Raw genomic sequence first — 25,327 nt, forward strand, 5'->3', positions numbered from 1 at the left:
GCAAACAGGATACCAAAATGACGACTGCCAATGACATTCTGAAACAGATCAAAGACAACGACATCAAGTTTGTTGACCTGCGCTTCACCGATCCCAAGGGCAAGCTGCATCACGTCACGATGGATATTGGCCTCGTAGACGAAGAAATGTTCGAAGACGGCGTCATGTTTGACGGTTCATCGATCGGTGGCTGGAAGGCCATCAACGAATCCGACATGGTTCTCATGCCGGATCCAGAAACCGCTCACATCGATCCATTCTTCGCTCAGTCCACGCTGGTCATTCTCTGCGACATTCTTGATCCGATTTCGGGTGAAGCTTATGGCCGCGATCCACGCACGACTGCAAAGAAGGCCGAAGCCTACATGAAGTCGCTCGGCATCGGCGACACTGTTTATGTTGGCCCGGAAGCTGAATTCTTCGTCTTCGACGACGTCAAGTACAAGGTCGATCCGTTCAACACCGGCTTCAAGCTCGATTCGACTGAACTGCCATCGAACGACGATACCGATTACGAAACCGGCAATCTCGGCCACCGTCCACGTGTCAAGGGCGGGTACTTCCCGGTTCCGCCAATCGACAGCGCACAGGACATGCGTTCGGAAATGCTCACCATTCTGACGGAAATGGGCGTAACCGTTGAGAAGCACCACCACGAAGTGGCTTCGGCTCAGCACGAACTCGGTGTGAAATTTGATACGCTCGTTCGTAACGCCGACAAGATGCAGATCTACAAGTATGTTGTGCATCAGGTTGCCAATGCCTACGGCAAGACTGCAACCTTCATGCCAAAGCCAGTTTTCGGCGATAACGGCTCGGGTATGCACGTTCACTTCTCGATCTGGAAAGAAGGCAAGCCAACCTTCGCTGGTAACGAATATGCCGGTCTGTCGGAAAACTGCCTGTACTTCATCGGTGGCGTCATCAAGCATGCCAAAGCTGTGAACGCATTCACCAACCCATCGACCAACTCCTACAAGCGCCTCGTCCCAGGTTACGAAGCTCCGGTTCTGCTCGCTTACTCAGCTCGCAACCGTTCGGCTTCCTGCCGTATTCCATTCGGCTCGTCGCCGAAATCGAAGCGCCTTGAAGTTCGTTTCCCGGATCCGGCAGCAAACCCATATCTCTGCTTCGCAGCGCTGCTGATGGCTGGTCTTGATGGCATCAAGAACAAGATCCATCCGGGCCAGGCAATGGATAAGGATCTGTACGATCTGCCAGCAAAGGAACTCAAGAAGATCCCAACCGTCTGCGGTTCGCTTCGTGAAGCGCTGCAGTCGCTCGATAAGGATCGCGAGTTCCTCAAGGCTGGCGGCGTCTTTGAAGATGATCAGATTGACAGCTTCATTGAGCTCAAGATGGCCGAAGTGCTGCGTTACGAAACGACGCCACATCCGGTCGAGTACGACATGTACTACTCGGTTTAAGAAAATTGCGCGGATGCCAATCCATCCGCGCAATTTCTTTTACTTTTACCGAGGGGAACGACGCGCAACACTTGATGATTGCGCGCGCAAAAAGAAACCCCGGCATTGCCGGGGTTTCTTTATGAGATCAATGTGATAGTTCTGATATTTAAAGCGCTTTAAGTACTCGGGCCGCCATCATCATTTCGATTTCGCGGTTTTTGCGTCGCTCTACGGCTTCCGCATCTGGTCCCCATTGCTCGATGGTCCAGTCCTCATCGATATGCGCCAGATTCCAGCCTTGTTCGGCAGTCACTTCGCCCTTGGCTATGGCAAACGCAATAATCGCCGATCCCGTCAGCGTCGTCATCGTATGCAATGACGCCAGCGCAATTGGATCCTTGAAGGCAGCCAGATGCACGCCGAGTGCTGCTATCGCTTCGCGCGGCTGCTCGATGTGCATCACACCTTCAGCGAGTGAAAATCGGACGCCAAGCCCCTCCATCCAGTCGATCAACGGGTCCCATTGCTCAGTCTGTCGAGAAACAAGCTCTTGCGGGCTATCGGCGCGATAGCAAAGCATGTCCGTCCCCGCAAAACGCAAAATATCCTCGAATACAGCCTGCGGATCCTGCGCAATTCCGTCAATCGCCGTATTGACGAGGCGGGTGGCGGGCATCTTTCCCGGATCGATTACCTTTTCCTGAGCGGAAAATTCATCCGCTACGATCTGAGCAGCCGCCTCGGTCGGCAGCAGCAGAAGATTGCGCGCAGGTGTCTTGACCGGGCGGCCATCTAGATGGACGGCAAAGCCGCCTTCAACTTCGGCTACTTCCGCTTTTTCGTAGAAGCGTTTAGGCAGCTGCGCAAGCATCAGCTTTTGTGCCCGCACGATCGGATTTTCGTCCGAAAGCTGCTTTCCAGCTTCAAGATCACTCAAAATGTCACGCATAGATCGGTCCAGTTCTTTGTCGCTGACTTGATAGGGGCCTCGATTATTACAGAACCTGCCCGTCCGAACCGTGCAGCAGTGCATGGAGTTCGGATGGCGCTTCCAGAATGTGATGGGCACCAGCTTCTATTAATCCCTGCCGGTTATGATAACCCCATGACACGCCCGCCGCCATAGCGCCTGCCGAGCGGGCCATCTGCATATCATAAACAGCATCACCGATAACAATCGTCTGGTCGGGTTCTATCCCCATCTCCGCGCAGGATTCAAGCACCATGGCTGGATGCGGCTTCGATGGACAGTCGTCGGCGGTACGCGTCACCACGAAATGATGCCCTATGCCATGGCGCTCAAAGACAGAGCGAACGCCGCGCTGGGACTTTCCGGTAACGATACCGAGCAGAAGGTCATCCCTTGCCCCAAGTTCCGTCAGAAGTGGCAGAATTCCATCGTAGAGCGGCTCTGCAAAATCAGGAGCTTGTCGCAGCATGACAAAGTTTTCCTTGTAGCGCTGCGTCAGCCATTGCACCTGATCATCCGGTTCGCGCTTCAGTAGCTTTGCTATGGCCAGGTTTAGCGACAAGCCGATGATCGAATATGTCTCTTCGATTGCGGGAGGTTCCAGACCGGCATCAGCAAAGCTCGTTGCCATGCATCTGTGAATAAAATCGCCGCTATCTACCAGCGTTCCGTCGCAATCGAAAAGTACAAGTTTCATCGGGCGTTGGAGACCTTTGCCGGCTTGTTGATAATCATCAGTCCGCAGCCGACCAGTGCGAGAGCCGCGAATATTTTCCAGCCCAGAGGCTCGTTCAGAATGAGACCGCTCAATAGCACGCCAAATGCTGGCGTGAGGAATGCAAAATTTGAAAGCTTTGATGCAGGGTATCGACGCACCATCCAGAACCAGAGCGGATAGGTAAAGGCCACCACGAATATCGCCTGAAAGAGAAAGGCCGATATGGAGAGTACATCCGGGCTGCGAAGCAGCGGACCGTTCAACGAGATGAATGGCAATGGCACCAGAGCTGCAACCACCAGCTGATAAAGAAGCGTCTTTTCCGGCGCCGTATAAGCAAGCCGCGTTCTCTTGATGACCAGAGTGGTAAGCCCCCACAGCACACCAGACACCAGAGCGAGCAGATCGCCATAGATTGCATGTGGCCCCGGTCGGCTGACATGGTCGGAGAAAACGAGAAACACCCCCAGAAATGCAATACACATGCCGAGGAAGGCCCTGACTGACATCCGCTCGCCGAGAAGAAAATGACTGCCGATAGCAACCCAGAACGGCATGACATTCATCATGAGGGTGACGCGCCCCACGCTCGTCAGCTCCATCGCGAGAAAAATCAGAACGAACTCAGTACCGAACAGCAAACCGGCGGCTATCCCGGCCGCAAGCGTACCATCACGATTGAAAAGCGGAATACGGCGCCAGTAACACCAAAGAAAAACGCACACACCGCCAAGTGCTGCGCGCCCTGCCGCCATCAGCATGGGATTGAACCCTCGATTGCCGATCTTGATGGCAACCTGATTTAGCCCCCAGCTGAACATGATGAACATGACCAGCATGATGGCCAGCCCATCGAACGAAACTCGTCCTTCGGACGATCCCCCCGCTTCGCCTGACATTTTAATCTTCCGCACTTTCCTCGTCGAAGCCGAGCAGGTTCCATGACTGCACCATATGTGGCGGCAATGGCGCTGTTACATCAATAACGCCGCCCGATGGGTTCGGAATACGGATGCGGCGTGCATGAAGATGCAGCTTTTTCTGAATGCCCCCCGGAAATTCCCAATTCTGGTCGGCTTCAAAATATTTGGGATCGCCGATGATCGGATGGCCGATATGTGCCGCATGAACGCGCAACTGATGGGTGCGTCCTGTATAAGGCTCCATCTCCAACCACGTCAGATTATTGCCGACCTTTTCGATGATCCGGTAATAAGAGACAGCGTGATCTGAATCAGGCTCGCCATGCTGGCAAACGCGCATTCTGTCGCCATCTGGTGTCTGTTCTTTAACCAGCCATGTGGAAATCTTGTCCTCACGTTTGCGCGGAACGCCCTTTACCAATGCCCAATAGGTCTTCTTGGTGTCGCGTTCGCGGAATGCAGCGGTCAGAGCCTGTGCAGCACCGCGTGTCTTAGCAACAACAAGGCAGCCCGACGTATCACGGTCGATACGATGCACAAGGCGAGGCTTTTCACCCTTCTTATTGCGCCATGCTTCAAGCATACCGTCCACATGGCGAACGAGGCCAGAACCGCCCTGCACTGCCAGACCCGCAGGCTTATTGAAAACAAAGACCTTTGCGTCTTCATAAATCAACATCTGCTTTAGGACATCACCATCTTCCTGACTGCGGATGGTGCGCGCTGTTACAGGACCAGTAGCCTTCTCATCAACGCCGAGCGGCGGAATGCGAACCGACTGGCCTGCCTGAATACGCGTGTCGGCCTTGGCCCGGGAACCGTCGATACGAACTTGCCCCGACCGCAGGAGTTTCTGCAGGTGACCAAAACCGAGCCCCGGATAATGGACCTTAAACCAGCGATCGAGCCGCATGCCCGCTTCGCTTGTATCCACAATCTTCTGTTCAACGCCTGCCATTGAGAAACCCGATCAACTCTTCCTAATACGGCACGTACGCGCGCGCCGCTCACTTAATCCTGTCAATAGACGCGAGTTCCGACGATTACTAGGCAGAATTCCTGAAAACTGCAATTTGGCTGCATTAGCTGTATCTGTCCCGGCATTCTCTAAAGAATTCGATTCCTACCACTGAATCTTCACACTCGGTTACACCCGTTTTTAATTTATGGTCGATCTTGACACCCAATCGCCACTTCTTGCCGCCATCAGATATTGATAGAACAACGGGGCTATACCATTTAGTCCCGTGAAATAGAACGAGCGGGAGTGCGAAAGTGTCATTGCTCAAAATTTACTGGCGAGCCATGGAATACCTCGCGGTCGAGAAGACCGCGACGATAACCATGTGTGTCGCGAGTGTCCTGGTTGCCCTTGTCACGCTCGCCGAACCAATTTTGTTCGGCCGGATCATTCAGGCCATCTCCGACAAGGGCGATATCTTCTCGCCGATTGCGATGTGGGCTGCCCTTGGCGGCTTCAACATTGTTGCTGCGGTTTTTGTTGCACGCGGAGCCGACCGCCTCGCACACCGTCGTCGTCTGGGCGTGATGATCGATTCCTATGAACGTCTCATCACAATGCCGCTTTCCTGGCACCAGAAGCGCGGTACATCCAACGCACTCCATACGCTGGTTCGCGCAACGGACTCGCTATTCACGCTCTGGCTCGAATTCATGCGTCAGCATTTGACGACGATCGTTGCCCTAGTGACGCTCATTCCGGTTGCAATGAACATGGATATGCGCATGTCGCTGGTGCTGATCGTGCTCGGCGTCATCTATGTGATGATCGGTCAGCTGGTGATGCGCAAAACCAAAGACGGCCAGGTGGCTGTCGAGAAGCATCACCACAAGCTGTTCGAACACGTCAGCGATACAATCAGCAACGTTTCGGTCGTACAGAGCTATAACCGCATTGCGTCAGAAACTCAGTCTCTGCGCGATTATGCCAAGAAACTTGAAAAAGCACAGTTCCCGGTTCTTAACTGGTGGGCGCTTGCCAGCGGCTTGAATCGCATGGCTTCGACCTTCTCGATGGTGGTTGTTCTTGTTCTTGGCGCGTACTTCGTTACCAAAGGCCAGATGCGTGTCGGCGATGTGATTGCCTTTATCGGCTTTGCCCAGCTGATGATCGGTCGCCTCGACCAGATCAGCGCGTTCATCAACCAGACGGTTACGGCACGCGCCAAGCTTGAAGAATTCTTCCAGATGGAAGACGCTACGGCTGACCGTCAGGAACCGCAGGACGTTTCTGATCTTACCGACGTCAAGGGCGACATCGTTTTTGACAATGTCACCTTTGAGTTCCCGAATTCCGGCCAGGGCGTCTACGACGTGTCCTTCGAGATCAAGCCGGGACAGACGGTCGCGATCGTCGGTCCGACAGGCGCAGGCAAGACCACGCTTATCAATCTACTGCAGCGTGTCTTCGATCCCGCAGCCGGCCGTATCACAGTCGACGGAACAGATACACGTACCGTCAGCCGTCGTTCGTTGCGCCATGCGATTGCAACCGTCTTCCAGGATGCGGGCCTGTTCAATCGCTCGGTCGAAGAGAATATTCGTGTCGGCCGTGAAAGCGCCACGCATGAGGAAGTGCAAGCCGCAGCCCGCGCCGCTGCAGCGCATGACTTCATTCTCGCCAAGGGCAACGGCTACGACACGGTCGTCGGTGAACGCGGTTCGCAGCTTTCGGGCGGCGAGCGCCAGCGACTTGCGATTGCGCGAGCAATCCTGAAGGACTCGCCCATCCTCGTTCTGGACGAAGCTACCAGCGCGCTCGACGTCGAAACCGAAGAAAAGGTCAAGCAAGCGGTTGACGACCTCAGTCACAACCGGACGACCTTCATCATCGCACACCGTCTCTCGACTGTCCGCTCAGCCGATCTGGTCCTATTCATGGATAAGGGACATCTGGTCGAAAGCGGCAGCTTCGATGAACTTGCCGAACGGGGTGGTCGCTTTACCGACCTTCTACGTGCCGGTGGCCTCAAACTGGAAGACAAGGCAGCCAAAGCGACCGAGGGTAGCAATGTGATGCCCTTCCCGTCCAAGGGTGCGGTTGGCTAAATTATAGAGCTTCACAAGAAAGCCCGCGATGATCTCATCGCGGGCTTTTTCATTACAAGGTCTGAAACTCAGAGCGGCACTTCGAAACGAAGTCCGTCATATCCCGGTTCTACACTGTCAGGTGTCTCACGCATGACAGTGCCGTAATCGAGCGGAACATGCATATGCGTGAGGATAGCGCGCTTGGGCGCGAGCTTCTCAATCCATTCGAGCGCTTCGCCGAGCGAGAAATGGCTTGGATGCGGGCGGTATTGCAATGCATCGATGATGAGCACCTCGGCGTCACCCAAATGCTTGAGGCTTTGTTCAGGAAAAGCACTCACATCGGTGCAATAAACGACTGACCCCATACGAAAGCCAAGCGATTCAATATCGCCATGGACCTGACTGAACGGCTCAAAACGGATTGCACCTCCCGCTCCCGATATGGAAAACGGCGTCTCCGGAGCGATATCGTGCATGCTGAGGATCGGCGGATAGCTCGATCCGGCAGGTGTTTCGAAACAATAGCCGAAAGCGTCGAAAAGCCGGTTACGCGTCAGCCGATTGGCATAGACATCCATGAGGCGACGGTTTTCAACGACATATGTGCGAAGATCATCGATACCGTGAATATGGTCAGCATGCGGATGGGTATAGACAGCCGCATCGAGGCTGTGTGCTCCTGCATCGATCATCTGGGCGCGGAAATCCGGCCCCGTATCAATCACAACCGTTGTGCTGTTACCCGCATTGTCAAACCGCTCAACCAAGAGCGATGCACGACGACGCCGGTTCTTCGGATTATTGGGATCGCAACTGCCCCAGTCGCCATTGATGCGTGGCACGCCGGGAGAGGATCCGCAGCCCAGAAGCGTAAAACGCAGGCAGTTGCGCGACGCTGACACAATCAATTTCCTTTTGCGACCAAATCTTCTGGCGCGGGCATCTTTGAGAACAACCGGAAGACATTTTCGCTGGTGATCTTAGCAATTTCTTCTCTGCTCACGCCAATCGTCTCGGCAAGCACGGCAGCGGTATGCTGCACAAAAGAAGGTTCGTTGCGCTTGCCGCGATAAGGAACCGGCGCCAGATAAGGAGCATCCGTCTCGACGAGTAAACGGTCACGCGGAACTGTGGAAGCAACTTCGCGGATTTCGGCTGAGTTCTTGAAAGTCAGAATCCCCGAGAAAGAGACGTAACCACCGAGCGCGATACCCTTTTCGGCTAGAGCGCGACCGGAAGAGAAGCAGTGCAGGATAAACGGAAATGCGCCCTTCTCCGTCTCACGTTCCAGAATCTCGGCCATGTCCTCATCCGCATTGCGGGCATGAATGACCAGCGGCAATTGAGTACGACGCGCGGCCTCGATGTGCACGAGAAAGCCCTGCCTCTGTGCTTCCGGCGGCGCATAATCATAGTGATAGTCGAGCCCCACCTCACCGATGGCCACCACTTTCGGATGTTCGGCCAGACGCACGAGATCATCGGCGGTCACGTCCAGTTCTTCATGCGCATTGTTCGGGTGAGTTCCAACCGAACAATAAACGGAATCATAGGTTTCAGCGAGCGCACGGATCGTGTCGAATTTCTTGACCCGCGTGGAAATGGTCACCATGCGCCTGACCCCAGCGTCCAGAGCGCGCTGAACGATGTCATCGCGCTCGGGCTCGAAGTCGGCAAAGTCGAGGTGACAATGACTATCGACAAGCATCATCGAACTCAGTTCTGCTCTTCTGTTTCCACATAGCGCGGGAATACCGGCTGCGGAGCTGGCAGATCGGTACCGCCGACAAGCTGGCTTGCCGTGACGTCAGAGAACTGGCGCTTGTCGGCAGGAATTGCCAGTATGTCGAGAAGCTTTTCCGCTGATTGCGGGATGAACGGCTGTACCATGATGCCAACGCGCCGGATCACTTCTGCCGTCACATAAAGAACAGTGCCCATGCGTGCGGGATCGGTCTTACGCAACGCCCAAGGCTCCTGTCCCGCAAAATAGCGGTTGGCTTCGGCAACAACAGCAAATATCGCTCCAAGCGCAAGATGAAGTGCCTGATCGTCCATTGCCTTGCGCGCGGTATCGAGCGCCGCATCGGCCTGATCGAGAATAGCCTTATCCGCGTCCGAGAATTCGCCCGGAACCGGAACCTTGCCTTCACAGTTCTTGGCGATCATCGACAGGGAACGTTGTGCAAGATTGCCAAGATCGTTTGCCAGATCGGCGTTGGTGCGGTTGACAATAGCGTCATGGCTGTAGCTGCCGTCCTGACCGAACGGTACTTCACGCATCAGGAAATAGCGCAACTGATCGAGCCCATAGCGCTCAACAAGACCGAACGGATCGATCACATTGCCGAGGGACTTCGACATTTTCTCGCCGCGGTTGAACAGGAAGCCATGGGCAAAAACCCGCTTTGGCAGCGGAATACCAGCCGACATCAGGAATGCGGGCCAATAGACAGCGTGAAAGCGCGAGATATCCTTGCCGATGATATGGGCATTGGCGGGCCAATAACCCCACTTTTCGTCCGAAGTGTCGGGATAGCCGAGAGCGGTAATGTAGTTGGTCAGGGCGTCAACCCAGACATACATGACATGCTTCTCATCGCCCGGCACCGGAATGCCCCAGTCGAAGGTCGTGCGCGAAATCGACAGGTCTTTCAGGCCCGACTTGACGAAGCTCACAATCTCGTTGCGGCGCTCTGCAGGCATGATGAAGCCCGGATTGTTCTCGTAAAGGTCGAGCAGCTTGTCCTGATAGGTTGAGAGACGGAAGAAATAGCTTTCCTCCTCAACCCATTCGACGGGCGTACCCTGCGGGCCGTAGCGAACGCCATCCTCGCGGACTTCCGTTTCCTCTTCGCCGTAATAGGCTTCGTCACGCACGGAGTACCAACCGGCATATCCACCCTTGTAGATATCGCCATTATCAGCCATCGCTTTCCAGATTGCCTGGCTAGCCTTGTAATGGCGCTCTTCCGAGGTGCGAATATAATCGTCATTCGAGCTGTTCAGCACGTCCGCCATCTGCCGGAACGCGGCCGTATTGCGGTCTGCAAGCTCGCGCGGCGTGATGCCTTCCTTGCGCGCGCTCTGCAGCATCTTGATGCCGTGTTCGTCCGTACCGGTCAGAAAGAAAACATCCTTGCCATTCAGGCGCTGAAAACGCGCCATTGCATCGGTGGCGATTAGTTCATACGCGTGACCGATGTGCGGCTTTCCGTTCGGATAAGCAATCGCGGTGGTGATGTAATATTTTTCGCGGCTCATTATGGACCCGGTCTTTCGAAGTTTGAAAGCGCGCCTGAATGATTAGCAGACACACAAGAAGAAAATTATCAGCGGTGACATAACGCAAGTCAGCGGCCATGTCACGCAAGCGGAGGCTGACCCGAACGAAAAGCGCGATGCGTTTTTTCCAAAAGGATTACCACAGCTTGCCGACGGTCGAGATTGTAGGTTTCGGCGTCCACGGTTTCGCGCACGAGATCGCTCCAGAAACGCGACCAGCGGTCTGCATCACGCAGTTGTCCTGCCTCTGCGCGACGACGAGCTTCGATTGCGACCCGGCCCAGCAGATGGTCACGGAACAGTTCATACTGAACCTCCGACTCGCGACCATTCAATATACCGGCGAGCGCCTGTGCTTTCGGCAAATCGAAATTTTGTCCTTCGAGAACAGCATCAACTGTGTCGGAAATTTCGATACCGCCATTTGCCACCAGCAAAAGTGCCTTGCGCACACTGCCTTCCGATCGCTGGAGCAGCGTTTGTGTTACGGCTTCAGCCTCCATTCCGACACCGGGACCGACATGAGCCAGGGCATCCGTCAGCGCATGATCGTCGAGCGGCTTGAAGCCGATGCTCTGACAGCGCGACCGGATTGTCGGAAGCAGACGCCCCGCCGAATGGGAAATCAGGATAAAGAGCGCCCGTGCAGGAGGCTCTTCCAGAGTTTTCAGAAGTGCATTGGCGGCATTGCGGTTCATATCATCGGCAGGGTCGACAATGACGATGCGCCAGGCGTGGTCCGATGCTGTTCTGGTCAGAAAATGCGTAACCCGGCGGATTTCCTCCACCGGGATACCTGTTTTGAACTTTCCGGTCTTCTGATCGAATGGACGATTGATATGCAGGACAGCAGGATGCATGCCGCCTGCTATCTGCCGCCAGAGCGGCCTCGCAAAATCCGGAGTAGCAATATGCTCCGGCGCCTCACCATTGTTGCCATTCGCCAGCATATGACCGGCCAGGTGAAAGGCGAGCGTTGCCTTGCCGATCCCCTGCGCGCCTTCAAAGAGCAGCGCATGATGCATGCGCCCCTCGCGATAGGCTTGCGCCAGAAAATCACTGATCTCCCGATGCCCGGCGACATAATCGCTCGCCGATGGTTCCGGCACACCCTCAATGGAATCGTGAGCTTTGGGGACGTCGAGTTCCTCGATCACAAAAGCCCCCTTTTCGTCAGAACACTATCGACTTCCTTTGCGATATCGCCCGCAATTGCGTCTTGTGGACGGTCAGCGTCAATTACCTTGCATCGCTCAGATTCCGCTTCGGCGATTGCGAGAAAGGCCTGCCGTCGTGCCTCATGCACCGCAATATCTTCCTTCTCGAACCGGTCCGCTGTTTCGCTACCACGCCGTTTCCCGGCACGAGACAACCCCTTCTCTGCGGGAATATCGAGAATGATAGTCATGTCAGGCATGGCGCCGTCGATGGCAATGCGTTCCACGGCCGCCATATAGGTGCCGTCGAGGTTACCGGTAACTCCCTGATACGCACGACTTGAATCGATGTAACGGTCGCAGAGTACCACTCGCCCCTCATTCAGTGCCGGGCGGATAAGCTGGTCCACATGGTCTGCCCTTGCAGCAGCGAACAGCAGAGCTTCCATCGCTGGACCATAATTCTCTGCATTGCCGCTCAATATGACATGGCGAACTGCTTCCGCACCAGGAGAACCGCCGGGTTCTCGCGTGATGACCGGATCGAAGCCGCTTGCCCTCAGGTGCTTGGCAAGCAACGCAATTTGCGTCGATTTGCCCGCTCCTTCGCCGCCTTCGAATGTGATGAACAATCCCGACAAACCAAATTCCAAATGTTTGAATCGATGCCCGAACGGACTTCTGTGAAGTTAATATCGGCCTTTGGCTATCAGGTCGAGCCTGGATTACGCGTAGCGCGGGCTAAAGATATTTCCGCAGCCAGCCGGTCGAAAGCTCCATTGCCGCCCCCAAGGCGCGCTTTGAGAGACTTCCCTCCTCGACAGATTGCGCCGTAAAAACAGGAATATCGCGAAGAATGTTACCATTAAGCTCTAGCTGAAGAACACCCACCTGCTGGTTGTCGGCGACAGGGGCGTCGAGTGGTCCCTTATATACAATACGAGCTTTCAGCTTGTCGCGACCATCTTTCGGTAACAATAGCTCAACGCGATCCTTGACCCTCAGTGGCACATGCGTGAGCGCACCACCGAAAACTTGGGCCTCACCCACAATTTCGTCCGCAGGATAAAGCTGCACATCGTCAAAGGCTGTCATACCCCATTCCAACAGACGCTTTGCTTCCTCTTCACGCTCCTTGATGCTGGAAAGACCGCTCATCGCCAGATAAAGCCTGCGGCCGTTCTGTTCCGCCGACCCGACCAGCGCAAAGCCGGATGCTTCCGTAAAACCGGTTCCCATGCCGTCAGCGCCGACATCAAGCCGCAACAAGGGATTGCGGTTGCGCTGCATGATGTTGTTCCAGGTGAAGGCTGGTTGAGCATAATATTTATAGTATTCAGGATGGGCGGTTCGGATATGTCGCGCCAATCTGATCAGATCCTGAAGCGAAACCGCCTGCCCTTCAGCCGGCAAACCTGTCGAGTTTACGAATTTGGAGCCGGTCAAACCAAGTTCCTGCGCACGATCATTCATGCGCTTTGCAAAAGCCTGTTCGCTGCCAGCCAGCCCCTCCGCCAGCACGATGGCTCCATCATTCGCCGACTGAACAATCATTCCCTGCAGCAGATCAGCGACCGTTGGCGCTGACTTGATGCGCGCGAACATTGTTGATGTTCCTGAGGGCGCACCACCGGTTCTCCAGGCATTCTCGCTGACGATGTAAGGCGTTTCGAGTGTCGTGGAGCCTTTATCAAGGGCTTCGAAAACCACTTCCGCTGTCATCAACTTGGCGAGAGATGCCGGAGGAATCGGAACATTGGCATTCTTGGAGAGAAGCACCGTTCCGCTTCGGTCATCGACAAGCAATACCTGCGGAGCCTTTGAAACGAATGCCACCTCGACAGGTGCCGCCAGACTAGCAACCGGCACGAGTACAGCCAGCGAAACGCCCACAGAGGCCGCACGCGCAAAACCCAATGATTTTGAAATCAGCCCCATGCAAATCCCGTTACGTGAGCAATGTGATAGAGCTTACGCAACGAATCCGACCAAAATCAATATGCCAGCGTTTATCACCGTATCGTGAGCGATCAATCGAGACGAACGACAAACGCATTCACTGCGCCTGCCTTCCAGGCCGCGCGCAGCAGAGCATCATTTCCGCCCTTCTCTGCCACGGCTGTCAGCTCGTACGACTCGCTCGTTTCGGTCGGAAGCTTGGTAAGCGTAAATCTGGTCGAGCGCGGCAACGAGGCCTGAAGCTGTTTTGCCTCTTCGAGCGTCGTGAATGTACCTAGTTCGACATATTCGCCATATTCCTCGGCCTCGCGGCGCTTCCACGCGCTTGAGATCGCATCCTTGGTCAGGATGCTGCCATAGGCGCGCTCCTCGGTATAAGCGGTTACAGTAAGCCGGTCAGACGCGTAACCGGCAAGACCGCTCACACCGGCGGCATTCGCCACACCAAAGCTCGAACCGGGGCGCTGCGACGGCACAGGTACATTCGCCGGCAACAACGGAGCTGCCCCACCGGACGGATCGCTATAAGCAGGATCGACAGCAAAAGGCGAGTTTTCTGGTACAGGCGCAGAGACCGGAATGGCGTCCATTGCAGGCATCGGAACACGCGACTTCGGCGATGTCGGCGTCGGCCCGTTCATCGCCATCATGACGCCAGTTGCAGGCTGGCCAATCGCATCACCACCTGCTGGACGGTAAGACGCCATCAGAAATGCGTCGTCATTGCCATTCAGCGGCGCTCTTCCGACATATTCAACCTTCACATTCGCCGTGCCGTGGTGCTGATAATCAAGCATCTCGGCAGCTTTCTGGGAAAGGTCGATCACACGGTCGAACTCGTACGGACCACGATCATTCACGCGTACGATGACCGAACTGCCATTGGCAAGGTTGGTCACACGGGCATAACTCGGCAACGGCATCGTCGGATGCGCAGCCGTCAGATGCGCCATGTCGTAGACTTCACCATTTGCCGTCAGACGGCCGTGGAAAGCTTCTCCGTACCAGGAAGCATGGCCGACCTTGACGTAGCTCTTGTCTTCCTTGGGATAATACCAGCGTCCCTTGACCTTGTAGGGCTGACCTGTCTGATCGCGCCCACCACCACGTGGCAAAGACGTTCCTTTTGAAAAGGCTACGCGTGGGCTGGCTTTCACGCCATATTTGGATTCGGCAAAATACTCTTTCGAACGCTTTGTCTTTGATTTCGGCTGCGGTGCTGACGCGCACCCCGCCAAGGCGACCGCAATAGCCATGAACGACAACATGGCGACGGAACCGCGCTTGTCGCGCAACTTCCCAGCCTTGCCGTTGACCGAATGTTTCAGCCCTCGTTTCGAATCCATACGCCACACGCCCGTTACTCATCAACACAACCGAAAACGCTGGTTGCGCCTTTTTAGAATTTAGTGATGTCACCGATTCATTGACGGATCATTAAAGCTTTTGGAATTCCGCGTATTTTGAGTCGCATTGCACGGCATCTGTTCAATGCTGACGTGTCGTGACTGCCCTTCACTTTGGAACGATCGTCCATTCGAAACGTTGAGTTTTCAACAGGAAGGAGAACAAGAATGTTTAGAGCAATGATCCTTTGGCTGATGGGCGTTCCACTCGTTGTCGTGCTGCTCATCTGGTATTTTTTCTTTTGATTGTGGAACGTTCAAGCTCCTCAACCGTTATTCAGACGGCTCTAATGACCTCCGAGCCAGTCACCTAACGTCATGGATTAGGCCCGCTCCAACAAGGCGGGTCTTTTTTTGCCTCGTTAACATCACGGCCTCAATGCCGGATCAGGCATGTAGACATTGATCGCCTTGGGCAGCAGGCGGAAATGAGCAGGCGTCCAGGTTGACAGTTCGCCATCTGTATTTACAGCACGCGGCTTCTTGGTGCGCACAATCACTTCGGTCGTAGGAAAAGCCCGCACATCATCCCATTTGGAATGGGTGCCACGGCGCAGGCTTGGAAGCAGACGCAAAAGTTTCCACCAGTGATCGACTTCCAGACTATAGAAATCCAGTCTGCCATCATCGACTGTTGCATCTTTCTTGATGGCCATACCGCCGCCATAGAATTTTCCATTCCCGACCGAGACCTGCAATGTATGGATTTTCTCCGTCATCCCGTCATGTTCCAGATAGGCTGTGAAAAGCTCCGAACGCATGAGGATACGTGCCGCAACAATTGCATAACCAAGCTTTCCCCACTTCTTCTTTGCCGCAGAGCTGAGTTGCTGCGCCAGTTCTGCACTGAAACCGATGCTCGCAACATTGAAGTAAAGATGACCGTTCACCTCGCCCAGATCGATCGGCTGCACCTCATAGGAGGCAATGCGACGCGCCGCTTCAACCGGATCGGCAGGAATGCCGATGGTTCGGGCGAAATCGTTCGCAGTTCCAAGCGGGAGGATTGCAAGCGGCAATCCTGTTTCCATCAACCCTTTGGCCGCCGCGTTCAGCGACCCATCACCACCACCGACAATAACGAGGTCGCAATCTCTTTCACGCAGGATCACATCTGAAATCGTCTCATCGTCCCGCGGATTTCGCTCGATGAGCTGGAGGCCACCGCGCTCTAACGCGGAACGAATATCCGCGCCGTAACCCCTGCCATTTCGGGCATGTGGGTTTACGATAAGCAGCGCCCGGCGTTTTGTGGTCTTGCCCATGGATTTCCTGTCATCTGCTACAGCCAGAAAATCTGGCTGTATGGTTGGGAGCGTCATCTGCAGATGGCCCCCTCAATTCCGGATATCAATGGAACGGTTCATGAAAAATTTGTCACGATACTGTAGTGTTTCGTGAAGTCATGGAACCAAATGTAATGGCAAGGCCGACCTGTCGACAAAACAGTTTGACGAGACCAGAAAGAGAACATAGTTTGGCAAAACCAACTGTAAAACTTTCTAATGCGACCTCATCGAACTTGTCGCTAATTGACTGAAATACATTACAGTTTGCGGGTATGATGTAATGGTAGCCTGTCAGCTTCCCAAGCTGAACGCGCGGGTTCGATTCCCGCTACCCGCTCCAGCATAAAGGCTGACAAGAGCCAGAGATTACCGAATGTTTTCTCCGGTTTTCGGATCGACCTTGACCTCAACCTTGGCGCCAGCCTTGGTGACATATTCGACCTCATAGTAACCGCGATCATTCCAGTCGACTTCGTCGATAAAAGCCGTGTCTGTATTCTGTTCGATTTTCGCGATTATTTCCGAAAGCTTGGTGCCTTCCGGTGGCGGCGCGGCATAGGCCGCAGCAACGGACATACCAAGAAACAAAGTCGTAACGGCAAGACGCATGATTATCTCCTTTAGCTATTCTAAAAGAGTAGGAGTTCAGCCGTCTTCTTCAAGGCCAACGGATAATTACTTTAAGATGGGGCTTATCGAACCGGTGAAAGTCTGATCGATCATCGCAGAGAGTTTCGGCTCTACTCCTGACAGCATGACGACGATAGCAAGCATCAATATCAAAGGCGCGGCAAGAATGCCGCTCCTTACAGCCGGTTCGAGAATGCGCCGGGTTTTCTTGCTTCGTGTGGATTGCTGATTTCTCATGCAACCAACAGTAGTCGAACAGACTTAATTGCTCATTAAATAATGTAGTTAATGCGTTCTTAGCGCCTGATTACCGCTCAGTTTCCCTTGTTTCCGCGATATATATTGACCCCAAGCTCGCGAATTTTCTTGCGCAGTGTATTCCGATTTAGCCCCAGAAGGTCTGCCGCCTTAATCTGATTTCCACGTGTTGCCGTAAGACAGGCGAGGATCAAGGGATATTCCAGTTCTGCTAGAACCCGATGGTAGAGACCCGGTGGCGGCAAATCAGAACCGAATGACGCAAAATAGCGCTGCATATTTTGCTCGACAGCCTGCGATATGGAAATATTTTCCATATCGCCACCACCAGCGGGAACAGTATCGGGCTTGGCCAGTTCAGCCTTCAATTCCGTTTCGATGATTTCCGGCGATATTTCCTCTTGCGGGTAAAGCGCCGCAAGCCTTCGCACGAGGTTTTCCAGCTCACGCACATTGCCCGGCCATGGATACCGGCGCATCATTTCCAGGCCGGCTGTGCTGATACGCTTCTCCGGCAGCCCCTCTTCGGCAGCTCGCTTGAAAAAATGGCGCACAAGATCGGCCACATCTTCGCTGCGCTCCCGAAGCGGCGGCAAGCGCAGAGGCACAACATTCAGCCGGTAATAAAGATCCTCGCGGAACAGTCCTTGCGCTATCAGTTGCCGCAAATCCTTGTTGGTTGCTGCAACGATGCGCACATCAGTCTTGATCGGCGTGCGCCCACCAACTGTCATATACTCGCCCTGCTGCAACACACGCAAAAGGCGGGTTTGTGCTTCCATAGGCATATCGCCGATCTCATCGAGAAACAGCGTTCCGCCATTCGCCTGTTCAAAGCGACCGCTTGAGCGATTTTGCGCGCCTGTAAAAGCGCCCTTCTCGTGCCCGAACAACTCAGACTCGATCAGGTCGCGTGGGATTGCTGCCATATTGATCGCAACAAACGGTCCTTTTCGGCGGCGTCCGTATTCGTGCAAGGCACGCGCAACCAGTTCCTTGCCTGTGCCGGATTCACCCGTAACCATGACGGTCAAATCCGTCTGCATCATGCGCGCCAGCAACCGGTAAATTTCCTGCATCGCAGGCGAGCGACCGACCAGTGGCATGTTATCTGCCTGCTCATCCGATAGAGCGGCAATGGGCTTGCGTTTTGGTTCCGACAGAGCACGGCCGACGATATTGATGAGTTCCGTCAAATCGAATGGCTTCGGCAGATATTCATAGGCTCCCGCCTCGGATGCCCGGATTGCCGTCATAAATGTGTTCTGCGCGCTCATCACCACAACCGGCAGGTCGGGACGCATCTTCTTGATGCGTGGCAGAAGATCGAAGGCATTCTCGTCCGGCATGTTGACGTCGGTAATGACCAGATCACCGTCGCCTGCTGCCACCCAGCGCCAGAGCGAAGCAGCATTGGAGGTCACGCGCACATCGTAGCCTGCCCGCGACAATGCCTGATTCAGCACGGTCCGAATGGCTGCATCGTCATCCGCCACCAATATGGTTCCCGTCGGACGTCCTGCGATCATGCGTTATCTCCAGTATTTCCAGCAGCCAGTTCCGTATTTTTCCATGCGGGCATCAGAACACGGAAAGTCGTGCGCGAAGGATGGCTGTCGCATTCGATAATGCCACCATGATCGCCAATGATCTTCGCAACGAGTGCCAAACCCAGCCCCGAACCATTGGTCTTCGTGGTCACGAAGGGATCGAACAGATGCGGCAGCATGTCCTGTGGTACACCCGGTCCGTTATCATGCACGCAGAACTCGAGAGGCAACGCCACCCTGTCCCGCGCACCCGGCACCTGTAGACGAATGCCGGGACGATAAGCCGTGGATAGAACAATCTCGCCACCCTCCCGATCGCCTATGGCTTCCGAAGCATTCTTCAGCAAATTGAGGAAAACCTGCACGAGTTGATCACGATTGGCGAAAACCGGCGGGAGAGAAGGATCATAATCTTCCACAAAGCGGATCTTTCGTCCGAACCCGTTTCTCGCAATCGCCTTCACATGATCCAGAACCGCATGAATATTGACTGCAGTGCGCTCGATTGGGCGCTCGTCCGAAAAGACCTCCATGCGGTCCACCAGTGAAACGATCCGATCCGTTTCGTCAGTAATAAGGCGGGCAAGCGCACGATCCTCATCGCCGACAACTTGTTCCAGCAATTGCGCCGCTCCGCGGATACCAGAAAGAGGATTCTTGATTTCATGGGCCAGCATTGATGCGAGCCCGGTCACAGACCGCGCGGCACCGCGATGCGTCATCTGGCGGTCTATCTTTTCGGCCATCGTCTTTTCCTTGAAGAGGATGACCACAGCGCCCGGCAGCTCCGCTACAGGTGCTACGTAAATATCGACGATACGCTCCGCTCCAAGACGCGGCGATGAGACATCGACGCGATATTCGTTCACCGGCATCTGACTGGTGCGTACCTGATCGACGAGGGCCAGAAGTGGGCTCCCAAAGGGTAGAAAGGATTCCAGCCGGTTGCGCGCCAGAATAGATGAGCCAGAACGAAAGAACTGTTCCGCGTCCAAATTGGCATAGGCAATATAATTCTCGGCACTGACCATGATAACCGGCTGGCTGATCGCATCGAGCACAACCGAGGGAATGCCGTTCGTTTCCGTTCTCTCGCGCATCAGGCAACCTCTTTGAGCGCGACTTCAGGAACTTCGCGCATGAATATACGACGCAACGCGTCGATAACGGCTTGCCTGTCGGTCAAGGTCATAACTTCCGCTTTCTCGGCAGGCATACATGCGGCACCAGCATGGCGATCAAGATACCAGCCGAGGTGTTTGCGGGAATGACGGATGCCCGTCGTGCTTCCGTAGTGCTCGAGCATATCTTCGTAATGCTTTATAATATAATCAAGAACCTCACTTCTCGACTGCGGGGCAAAGTCACTTCCAGCGATTGCACCGGCCAGCCATGGCTGCCCATAAGCGGCACGCCCAACCATCACGGCATCCGCTCCGGAGCGGCGCAGAATTTCCTCAGCATCACGTCGACAAGCCACATCTCCGTTGGCAACCAGAGGAATTCTGATCGCGTCGCGGACGGCGTGAATTGCATTCCAGTCCGCTTTGCCTTCATAGAACTGACAACGCGTACGCCCATGGACAGTCACCATGGCGATACCGGCATCTTCGGCGCGTCTTGCAAGCTCAGGCGCGTTAATGCTCATCTCATCCCATCCCAACCGCATCTTGAGTGTAGCGGGAACGCTGACCGCTCTGACGGTGGCCTCAACGAGGGTCATTGCGTGATCGAGATCGCGCATCAGTGCAGAGCCGGAATAACCGCCTGTCACTTTCTTGGCCGGACAACCCATATTGATATCGATGATATCAGCACCTTCGCCCTCGGCGATCCTGGCCGCCTCGCCCATCCAATGCGCTTCGCGTCCCGCAAGCTGCACGACATGCGTGCCAAGTCCTTGACCTGAAAGGCGCAGAAGACTTTCCTTGTGACGGTTGCAGAGCTCGGCGCTGGCGACCATTTCAGACACAACCATGCCCGCACCAGCCTCTGCTGCGCGCCGACGGAATGGAAGGTCCGAAACGCCCGACATCGGCGCAAGAAAGACACGGTTGGCAAGCACCACACCGCCTATGTTCAAAGGTTGATCGAGAAAACTCACCAATAAATGCCTATTTGATGTGCACAGTTCAACTAGCACATACATTAATCAGCCTTACTTTTCAACGCAAGGAAAAGCGCGCGCAAAATCACGATAAATCAATTGTCGTCTGGCATTTATCTGCGCAAGGCATTATTCGGCTTGCAAGCATAAATTTGAACAGATGCAACCTTTGGCAGAGGCGACAACCATTTCAACGATAGCAGCAGTCATTGTGGCGGCTGGCCGCGGGGAGCGAGCCGGGCAGAGCGTCGAAGGGCCGAAACAATATCGGCGCATCGGTGGCGAAGCCGTACTTGCCCGCACTTTGCGCGCTTTTATCGATTGCCCGCTGGTTGATCGCATTGTTGTCGTCATTCACCCCGACGACCATGTGCTTTACGAACGCGCCCTGCCGGAAAACTGCGGCAACATCCTCGTCGTGAATGGCGGTGCCACCCGACAGGAATCAACGCATCTTGGCCTCCTTGCGTTGAGAGATTCTGCGCCGCAATATGTTATGATCCATGACGGCGTGAGACCGTTTGTCAGTCAGGATTTGCTGAAGCGTATCGTCGAAAACCTCGCGCCCGATGAAGGCGTTTTACCGGCTCTTGCAGTTTCGGACACGCTCAAGCAGTCAGCTACGGACGGAACAGTGAGAACGACGGTGCCTCGCGCGGGCCTTTTTGCGGCGCAGACACCACAAGCATTTCCCTACGCGCCGATCCTCGATGCACATGAAAAGGCCTTCGCAATCAATCGCTTTGACTTCACGGACGATGCCGCCATTGCCGAATGGCAATGTATCGCCGTCCGCATCATCGAAGGATCAGCAGACAACACAAAGCTTACCTGGGCAAAGGATATCGAAATGGCTGACAAGCGCCTGCGGCAAGACCACGTCTCGTTTCCCGACATTCGTACTGGCAATGGCTATGACGTCCATTCCTTTGAACCCGGCGATCATGTGACGCTGTGCGGTGTGAAAATTCCCCATGAAGCAAAACTGAATGGCCATTCAGACGCCGACGTCGGACTTCATGCGCTGACCGACGCCTTGCTTGCGACACGGGGCGCGGGTGATATTGGCACGCACTTCCCACCTTCCGACCCGCAGTGGAAAGGTGCAGCCTCCCGTATCTTTGTCGAACACGCCGCCAATATCGTGCGTGAAGCAGGCGGCCGTATCGCCAATGTCGACGTGACCTTTATCAGCGAAGCACCGAAGATCGGCCCACACCGCGGAGCAATGACAGAAGCGCTTTGCGACATGCTGGGAATTGCCGCAGACCGCGTTTCGGTCAAAGCGACGACCAATGAAAAGCTGGGTTTCATCGGACGCCGTGAGGGTATCGCCGCCATTGCAACGGCAACCGTCATCTATCCCGGCGAGGTGCCTGAATGAGCGCGTTCATCGCAGAAGACAAAGCCGTGGCCGTGTTGGAAGCCTGCCGCAAGGCTGGCGTAATGATCGCGACGGCAGAGTCCTGCACAGGCGGGCTTGTATCCGGAGCGCTGACCGATATCGCCGGGTCGTCCGACGTCGTGGATCGCGGCTTCGTCACTTATTCGAATGAAGCGAAGGCCGAAATGATTGGCGTTCCGATGGAATTGATCAATCACGTCGGCGCGGTCTCGAAGGACGTAGCACTTTCAATGGCTGAAGGAGCGCTTGCCCGCTCCCGCGCGGGTGTAACTGTGGCCGTTACGGGAGTTGCCGGACCGGGCGGCGGTTCCGATGAAAAGCCCGTCGGTCTCGTTCACATTGCATCGGCACGAAAGGGCCACCCGACGCTTCATCGCGAATGCCGTTTTGGTCCAAAAACCAGAGCTGAAATTCGCCACGCGACGGTTCTCGCCGCACTAGACCTCGTTCTGGAAAACCTTTGATAAGTTTAGTGCGTATACTTTTATCTTCCGTGCCCTATCCTTGTCTTTGACCAGACAAGGAGAAGATGGCGATGCGTTTCGATGGTAAGGTGGCAATCGTTACAGGTGGTGCAAGCGGCATCGGTGAAGCGACTGTTCGGGCTTTCGTTCGCGAGGGAGCGAATGTCGTCATTGCGGATTATTCGGAGCATGGCCAGCAACTGGCCAACGAGCTTGCAAGCGGCACCGAGCGTGCATTATTCGTCAAAACCGATGTGACCGATACAAAAGCCGTACAGGCACTGATTGCAAAAACAGTCGAAACCTATGGCCGCCTCGACATTATGTTCGCCAATGCAGGCATCGCCGCAGACGGCCCGATAGACGAGCTGGATGAAACTGCATGGCAAAAAACCATCGATATCAACCTCACCGGCGTCTATCTTTGCGATAAATACGCCATCGACCAGATGCGCTCGCAAGGCGGCGGCGTGATCGTGAATTGCGGCTCAATTCACAGTCATGTCGGGAAATCAGGCGTCACCGCTTATGCGGCGGCAAAGGGCGGCGTAAAACTTCTGACGCAGACGCTTGCCATTGATTATGGCGCCCAGAATATCCGGGTGAACGCAGTCTGTCCCGGTTATATCGATACGCCGCTTCTCAAGGATATTCCGGACGACAAAAAGCACGCGCTCGTGGCTTTGCATCCGATCGGTCGTCTTGGCCGCGCCGAAGAAGTAGCCAGCGTTGTGCTTTTTCTGGCAAGCGACGAAGCTTCCTTCGTCACCGGAGCATCCATACTGGTCGATGGCGGCTATACGGCGCAATAAAAGCACATCCTGAAAAGTGTGAAACGGTTTTCGGACAAGATGTGCGTGAAAGGGAAAAATTAGAGCGTCGACCTGATTAAATCAGATCAAAACGCGCTCTAGAAAGCCCCGGAGAAACCGGGGCATTTCTCAGGTCAGACCGTAGATCCGGTCGGCCCGTTTTTCGAAAGCTTCAGAAAACTTCTTGAAAGCGAGATCGAACATCGTTCCCATGAGAAGGCCAAGGGTACGGCTCTTGAACTCATAATCGATGAAAAACTCGACATCGCACTCATTTCCGTCGCCCACCGGCTTGAAGGTCCAGCGATTGTCGAGATAGCGAAACGGTCCGTCGAGATATTTAACATCGATAACATTGTCTTCAGGCTTCAGCAGCACCTGACTGGTGAATGTCTCGCGTATGAGCTTGTAACCGACCGTCATGTCGGCAATGAGAAGGACCTTGCCGTCGCGCTCCTTGCGGGAGCGAACAGACAAAGCCTCGCACATCGGCAGAAACTGCGGATATTTCTCAACATCCGCAACAAGGCCGAACATCTGATCTGCCCGGTGATGTACCCGCCTGACGGTTGTAAACTGCGGCATTTCCTGTCTTAGACCCGCGCAGCGATCTGCGCCTCGCGCGCTGCCCTCAGCTTGGCGAAATCATCGCCAGCATGATGCGACGAACGCGTCAGCGGGCTGGATGCAACCAGCAGGAAGCCTTTCGTGCGACCGATCGTTTCGAACGACTTGAATTCGTCAGGCGTCACGAAGCGAATAACAGGATGATGCTTGCGAGTTGGCTGAAGATACTGACCGATGGTCATGAAATCCACATCTGCCGAACGCAGATCGTCCATAAGTTGCAAGATTTCGTTTCGCTCTTCGCCGAGACCGACCATAATACCGGACTTGGTGAAAATGGTTGGGTCCAGTTCCTTGACGCGTTGCAGCAGGCGGATCGAATGGAAATAACGCGCACCGGGACGAACCTTCAGATAGCGTGACGGCACAGTTTCCAGATTGTGGTTGAACACATCGGGACGGGCTTTGACCACGACTTCCAGAGCGCCTTCCTTGCGCAGGAAATCCGGTGTCAGGATTTCAATCGTGGTCGCAGGGGTAGCTTCACGGATCGCCTGAATGACCTCGGCAAAATGCTGCGCGCCGCCGTCGGCAAGATCGTCGCGATCCACCGATGTGATGACCACATGCGTCAGGCCCATCTGCTTGACGGCCTTGGCGACATTCTCGGGTTCGTTCCGATCGAGCGCAGTCGGGATACCGGTCGAGACATTACAGAAGGCACAGGCGCGCGTGCAGATCTCGCCCATGATCATGAAGGTCGCGTGCTTCTTTTCCCAGCACTCGCCAATGTTCGGGCAACCGGCTTCTTCGCAAACTGTCACCAGCTTGTTCGACCGAACAATATCGCGCGTTTCGCTGTAGCCGCGTGAGACAGGAGCCTTGACGCGGATCCATTCAGGCTTCTTCAGGACGACATTGTCCGGACGATGAGCCTTTTCGGGATGCCGCTCACGCTTGCCTTGGTTCACCAGGTCGAGAACTGTAACCATGCTTTTTCCTGCCTATCCGAAGCATTCTCATGAATGGACCTGAAATGCTTCCAAATTCGGTTCGGTCCTAATCCCTGGACCCTACCCTGTCAACTTGAGCGATTTGCTACTCATCGCCGCGCCGCCAGTCCAAGAGCCCGGAAAACCAATGCCCATATCAGGCCAAATGCCAAGCCTGCAGTGCCAAGCGCCAATGTAAGTACCCACACACCGTACCAGCCGACCAAGGCCATTCCGTTGACCGATATGGTGTTGCCGCCAAGGACACTCAAGGTACCAGCTGCAAATCCCAGCACCAATCCTCCTACGGTACACCATTTGATGACGGGCCAGGCGGCACGCCGCCAAGGCCTTCCGTTCTCGATCAGCGGA

General features: G+C 54.9%; 24 protein-coding genes and 1 tRNA gene. 6 read left to right on the top strand and 19 right to left on the bottom strand.

What is annotated here, in order from left to right:
• The first annotated feature begins 17 nt into the window (after positions 1–17).
• The gene (gene glnA / locus CQZ93_RS07230; RefSeq protein ID WP_105541974.1) at positions 18–1,427 is read left to right on the top strand and encodes a type I glutamate--ammonia ligase; all 1,410 of its coding nucleotides are present in this window, start codon (positions 18–20) and stop codon (positions 1,425–1,427) included.
• A 148-nt stretch (positions 1,428–1,575) separates the two neighbouring features.
• On the opposite strand, the gene CQZ93_RS07235 is transcribed toward glnA, so the two are convergent.
• From CQZ93_RS07235 to CQZ93_RS07250, 4 genes are read right to left on the bottom strand one after another with little or no spacing between them, the layout of a single operon-like run.
• Entirely contained in the window at positions 1,576–2,358 is a 783-nt protein-coding gene (locus tag CQZ93_RS07235; RefSeq protein ID WP_105541975.1) for an ATP12 family chaperone protein, read from the bottom strand.
• A 46-nt stretch (positions 2,359–2,404) separates the two neighbouring features.
• Complete coding sequence (locus tag CQZ93_RS07240) at positions 2,405–3,076, bottom strand: HAD-IA family hydrolase (RefSeq protein WP_105541976.1); 672 nt, start codon at positions 3,074–3,076, stop codon at positions 2,405–2,407.
• Positions 3,073–3,996, bottom strand: a complete 924-nt coding sequence (locus CQZ93_RS07245; RefSeq protein WP_105541977.1) for a DMT family transporter — start codon at positions 3,994–3,996, stop codon at positions 3,073–3,075. The genes CQZ93_RS07240 and CQZ93_RS07245 overlap by 4 nt, the downstream gene beginning before the upstream one ends.
• A gap of 1 nt (position 3,997) precedes the next feature.
• Positions 3,998–4,978, bottom strand: coding sequence for an RluA family pseudouridine synthase (locus CQZ93_RS07250; protein WP_105541978.1), 981 nt, complete (start codon positions 4,976–4,978; stop codon positions 3,998–4,000).
• Between the two features lie 317 nt (positions 4,979–5,295).
• On the opposite strand from CQZ93_RS07250, the gene CQZ93_RS07255 reads away from it, so the two are divergent.
• Positions 5,296–7,089, top strand: coding sequence for a glucan ABC transporter ATP-binding protein/ permease (locus CQZ93_RS07255; protein WP_105541979.1), 1,794 nt, complete (start codon positions 5,296–5,298; stop codon positions 7,087–7,089).
• A 68-nt stretch (positions 7,090–7,157) separates the two neighbouring features.
• Here CQZ93_RS07255 and CQZ93_RS07260 read toward each other — a convergent pair whose 3' ends face one another.
• The 8 genes from CQZ93_RS07260 to CQZ93_RS07295 all read right to left on the bottom strand — a co-directional run bounded on the left by CQZ93_RS07260 (position 7,158) and on the right by CQZ93_RS07295 (position 16,146).
• Positions 7,158–7,976 carry an MBL fold metallo-hydrolase gene (locus tag CQZ93_RS07260; RefSeq protein ID WP_105541980.1) on the bottom strand — a complete coding sequence of 273 codons (819 nt, stop codon included), beginning with the start codon at positions 7,974–7,976 and terminating at the stop codon, positions 7,158–7,160.
• A 2-nt stretch (positions 7,977–7,978) separates the two neighbouring features.
• Positions 7,979–8,782 (bottom strand): TatD family hydrolase, encoded by an 804-nt coding sequence (locus CQZ93_RS07265; protein WP_105543216.1) that lies wholly within the window; start codon positions 8,780–8,782, stop codon positions 7,979–7,981.
• Between the two features lie 8 nt (positions 8,783–8,790).
• Complete coding sequence (gene metG / locus CQZ93_RS07270; RefSeq protein ID WP_105541981.1) at positions 8,791–10,338, bottom strand: methionine--tRNA ligase; 1,548 nt, start codon at positions 10,336–10,338, stop codon at positions 8,791–8,793.
• Between the two features lie 101 nt (positions 10,339–10,439).
• The gene (locus tag CQZ93_RS07275) at positions 10,440–11,516 is read right to left on the bottom strand and encodes a DNA polymerase III subunit delta' (protein ID WP_105541982.1); all 1,077 of its coding nucleotides are present in this window, start codon (positions 11,514–11,516) and stop codon (positions 10,440–10,442) included.
• The gene (gene tmk, locus CQZ93_RS07280; protein WP_105541983.1) at positions 11,513–12,157 is read right to left on the bottom strand and encodes a dTMP kinase; all 645 of its coding nucleotides are present in this window, start codon (positions 12,155–12,157) and stop codon (positions 11,513–11,515) included. The genes CQZ93_RS07275 and tmk overlap by 4 nt, the downstream gene beginning before the upstream one ends.
• Positions 12,158–12,257: 100 nt before the next feature.
• The gene (locus tag CQZ93_RS07285; protein ID WP_105541984.1) at positions 12,258–13,454 is read right to left on the bottom strand and encodes a D-alanyl-D-alanine carboxypeptidase family protein; all 1,197 of its coding nucleotides are present in this window, start codon (positions 13,452–13,454) and stop codon (positions 12,258–12,260) included.
• A gap of 92 nt (positions 13,455–13,546) precedes the next feature.
• A complete protein-coding gene (locus CQZ93_RS07290) occupies positions 13,547–14,821 on the bottom strand; it encodes a septal ring lytic transglycosylase RlpA family protein (RefSeq protein WP_105541985.1) in 1,275 nt (424 codons plus the stop codon).
• 428 nt (positions 14,822–15,249) lie between these two features.
• Complete coding sequence (locus CQZ93_RS07295; protein WP_105541986.1) at positions 15,250–16,146, bottom strand: lipid kinase; 897 nt, start codon at positions 16,144–16,146, stop codon at positions 15,250–15,252.
• A 290-nt stretch (positions 16,147–16,436) separates the two neighbouring features.
• Here CQZ93_RS07295 and CQZ93_RS07300 point away from each other — a divergent pair.
• Positions 16,437–16,510 (top strand) — tRNA-Gly (locus CQZ93_RS07300).
• Positions 16,511–16,536: 26 nt separating this feature from the next.
• On the opposite strand, the gene CQZ93_RS07305 is transcribed toward CQZ93_RS07300, so the two are convergent.
• From CQZ93_RS07305 to dusB, 4 genes are all read right to left on the bottom strand, one after another.
• The gene (locus CQZ93_RS07305) at positions 16,537–16,779 is read right to left on the bottom strand and encodes a PepSY domain-containing protein (RefSeq protein ID WP_105541987.1); all 243 of its coding nucleotides are present in this window, start codon (positions 16,777–16,779) and stop codon (positions 16,537–16,539) included.
• A 335-nt stretch (positions 16,780–17,114) separates the two neighbouring features.
• Complete coding sequence (gene ntrC / locus CQZ93_RS07315) at positions 17,115–18,587, bottom strand: nitrogen regulation protein NR(I) (protein ID WP_105541989.1); 1,473 nt, start codon at positions 18,585–18,587, stop codon at positions 17,115–17,117.
• Positions 18,584–19,708, bottom strand: a complete 1,125-nt coding sequence (locus CQZ93_RS07320) for a two-component system sensor histidine kinase NtrB (protein ID WP_105541990.1) — start codon at positions 19,706–19,708, stop codon at positions 18,584–18,586. Before CQZ93_RS07320 ends, ntrC begins: the two co-directional genes overlap by 4 nt.
• Positions 19,708–20,712, bottom strand: a complete 1,005-nt coding sequence (dusB, locus tag CQZ93_RS07325; protein ID WP_181153327.1) for a tRNA dihydrouridine synthase DusB — start codon at positions 20,710–20,712, stop codon at positions 19,708–19,710. The genes CQZ93_RS07320 and dusB overlap by 1 nt, the downstream gene beginning before the upstream one ends.
• A 163-nt stretch (positions 20,713–20,875) precedes the next feature.
• Here dusB and CQZ93_RS07330 point away from each other — a divergent pair, with 163 nt between their 5' ends.
• The 3 genes from CQZ93_RS07330 (at position 20,876) to CQZ93_RS07340 (ending at position 23,396) form a co-directional block, all read left to right on the top strand.
• A complete protein-coding gene (locus tag CQZ93_RS07330; RefSeq protein WP_105541992.1) occupies positions 20,876–22,099 on the top strand; it encodes a bifunctional 2-C-methyl-D-erythritol 4-phosphate cytidylyltransferase/2-C-methyl-D-erythritol 2,4-cyclodiphosphate synthase in 1,224 nt (407 codons plus the stop codon).
• Positions 22,096–22,584 carry a CinA family protein gene (locus CQZ93_RS07335; protein ID WP_105541993.1) on the top strand — a complete coding sequence of 163 codons (489 nt, stop codon included), beginning with the start codon at positions 22,096–22,098 and terminating at the stop codon, positions 22,582–22,584. The genes CQZ93_RS07330 and CQZ93_RS07335 overlap by 4 nt, the downstream gene beginning before the upstream one ends.
• Positions 22,585–22,655: 71 nt before the next feature.
• Positions 22,656–23,396: an SDR family NAD(P)-dependent oxidoreductase gene (locus tag CQZ93_RS07340; RefSeq protein ID WP_105543217.1), complete on the top strand. Its 741-nt coding sequence runs from the start codon at positions 22,656–22,658 to the stop codon at positions 23,394–23,396.
• A gap of 129 nt (positions 23,397–23,525) precedes the next feature.
• Here CQZ93_RS07340 and CQZ93_RS07345 read toward each other — a convergent pair whose 3' ends face one another.
• From CQZ93_RS07345 to CQZ93_RS07355, 3 genes are all read right to left on the bottom strand, one after another.
• Positions 23,526–23,981 (bottom strand): type II toxin-antitoxin system RatA family toxin, encoded by a 456-nt coding sequence (locus tag CQZ93_RS07345; protein ID WP_105541994.1) that lies wholly within the window; start codon positions 23,979–23,981, stop codon positions 23,526–23,528.
• A gap of 8 nt (positions 23,982–23,989) precedes the next feature.
• Positions 23,990–24,955 (bottom strand): lipoyl synthase, encoded by a 966-nt coding sequence (gene lipA, locus CQZ93_RS07350; RefSeq protein ID WP_105541995.1) that lies wholly within the window; start codon positions 24,953–24,955, stop codon positions 23,990–23,992.
• A gap of 110 nt (positions 24,956–25,065) precedes the next feature.
• Positions 25,066–25,251: a hypothetical protein gene (locus CQZ93_RS07355; protein ID WP_105541996.1), complete on the bottom strand. Its 186-nt coding sequence runs from the start codon at positions 25,249–25,251 to the stop codon at positions 25,066–25,068.
• Between the last annotated feature and the right edge of the window lie 76 nt (positions 25,252–25,327).

The organism is Ochrobactrum vermis (genome assembly GCF_002975205.1).
GTDB classification, from domain to species: domain Bacteria; phylum Pseudomonadota; class Alphaproteobacteria; order Rhizobiales; family Rhizobiaceae; genus Brucella; species Brucella vermis.

Coding starts and splice junctions, on each gene's coding strand:
- CQZ93_RS07340 (WP_105543217.1), top strand. CDS start 22,656: ATGCGTTTCGATGGTAAGGTGGCAATCGTTACAGGTGGTGCAAGCGGC.
- CQZ93_RS07250 (WP_105541978.1), bottom strand. CDS start 4,978: ATGGCAGGCGTTGAACAGAAGATTGTGGATACAAGCGAAGCGGGCATG.
- CQZ93_RS07265 (WP_105543216.1), bottom strand. CDS start 8,782: ATGCTTGTCGATAGTCATTGTCACCTCGACTTTGCCGACTTCGAGCCC.
- CQZ93_RS07240 (WP_105541976.1), bottom strand. CDS start 3,076: ATGAAACTTGTACTTTTCGATTGCGACGGAACGCTGGTAGATAGCGGC.
- CQZ93_RS07295 (WP_105541986.1), bottom strand. CDS start 16,146: ATGGGCAAGACCACAAAACGCCGGGCGCTGCTTATCGTAAACCCACAT.
- CQZ93_RS07305 (WP_105541987.1), bottom strand. CDS start 16,779: ATGCGTCTTGCCGTTACGACTTTGTTTCTTGGTATGTCCGTTGCTGCG.
- glnA (WP_105541974.1), top strand. CDS start 18: ATGACGACTGCCAATGACATTCTGAAACAGATCAAAGACAACGACATC.
- ntrC (WP_105541989.1), bottom strand. CDS start 18,587: ATGATCGCAGGACGTCCGACGGGAACCATATTGGTGGCGGATGACGAT.
- CQZ93_RS07245 (WP_105541977.1), bottom strand. CDS start 3,996: ATGTCAGGCGAAGCGGGGGGATCGTCCGAAGGACGAGTTTCGTTCGAT.
- CQZ93_RS07335 (WP_105541993.1), top strand. CDS start 22,096: ATGAGCGCGTTCATCGCAGAAGACAAAGCCGTGGCCGTGTTGGAAGCC.
- CQZ93_RS07330 (WP_105541992.1), top strand. CDS start 20,876: ATGCAACCTTTGGCAGAGGCGACAACCATTTCAACGATAGCAGCAGTC.
- CQZ93_RS07345 (WP_105541994.1), bottom strand. CDS start 23,981: ATGCCGCAGTTTACAACCGTCAGGCGGGTACATCACCGGGCAGATCAG.
- CQZ93_RS07235 (WP_105541975.1), bottom strand. CDS start 2,358: ATGCGTGACATTTTGAGTGATCTTGAAGCTGGAAAGCAGCTTTCGGAC.
- CQZ93_RS07290 (WP_105541985.1), bottom strand. CDS start 14,821: ATGGATTCGAAACGAGGGCTGAAACATTCGGTCAACGGCAAGGCTGGG.
- CQZ93_RS07320 (WP_105541990.1), bottom strand. CDS start 19,708: ATGCGCGAGAGAACGGAAACGAACGGCATTCCCTCGGTTGTGCTCGAT.
- metG (WP_105541981.1), bottom strand. CDS start 10,338: ATGAGCCGCGAAAAATATTACATCACCACCGCGATTGCTTATCCGAAC.
- lipA (WP_105541995.1), bottom strand. CDS start 24,955: ATGGTTACAGTTCTCGACCTGGTGAACCAAGGCAAGCGTGAGCGGCAT.
- CQZ93_RS07285 (WP_105541984.1), bottom strand. CDS start 13,454: ATGGGGCTGATTTCAAAATCATTGGGTTTTGCGCGTGCGGCCTCTGTG.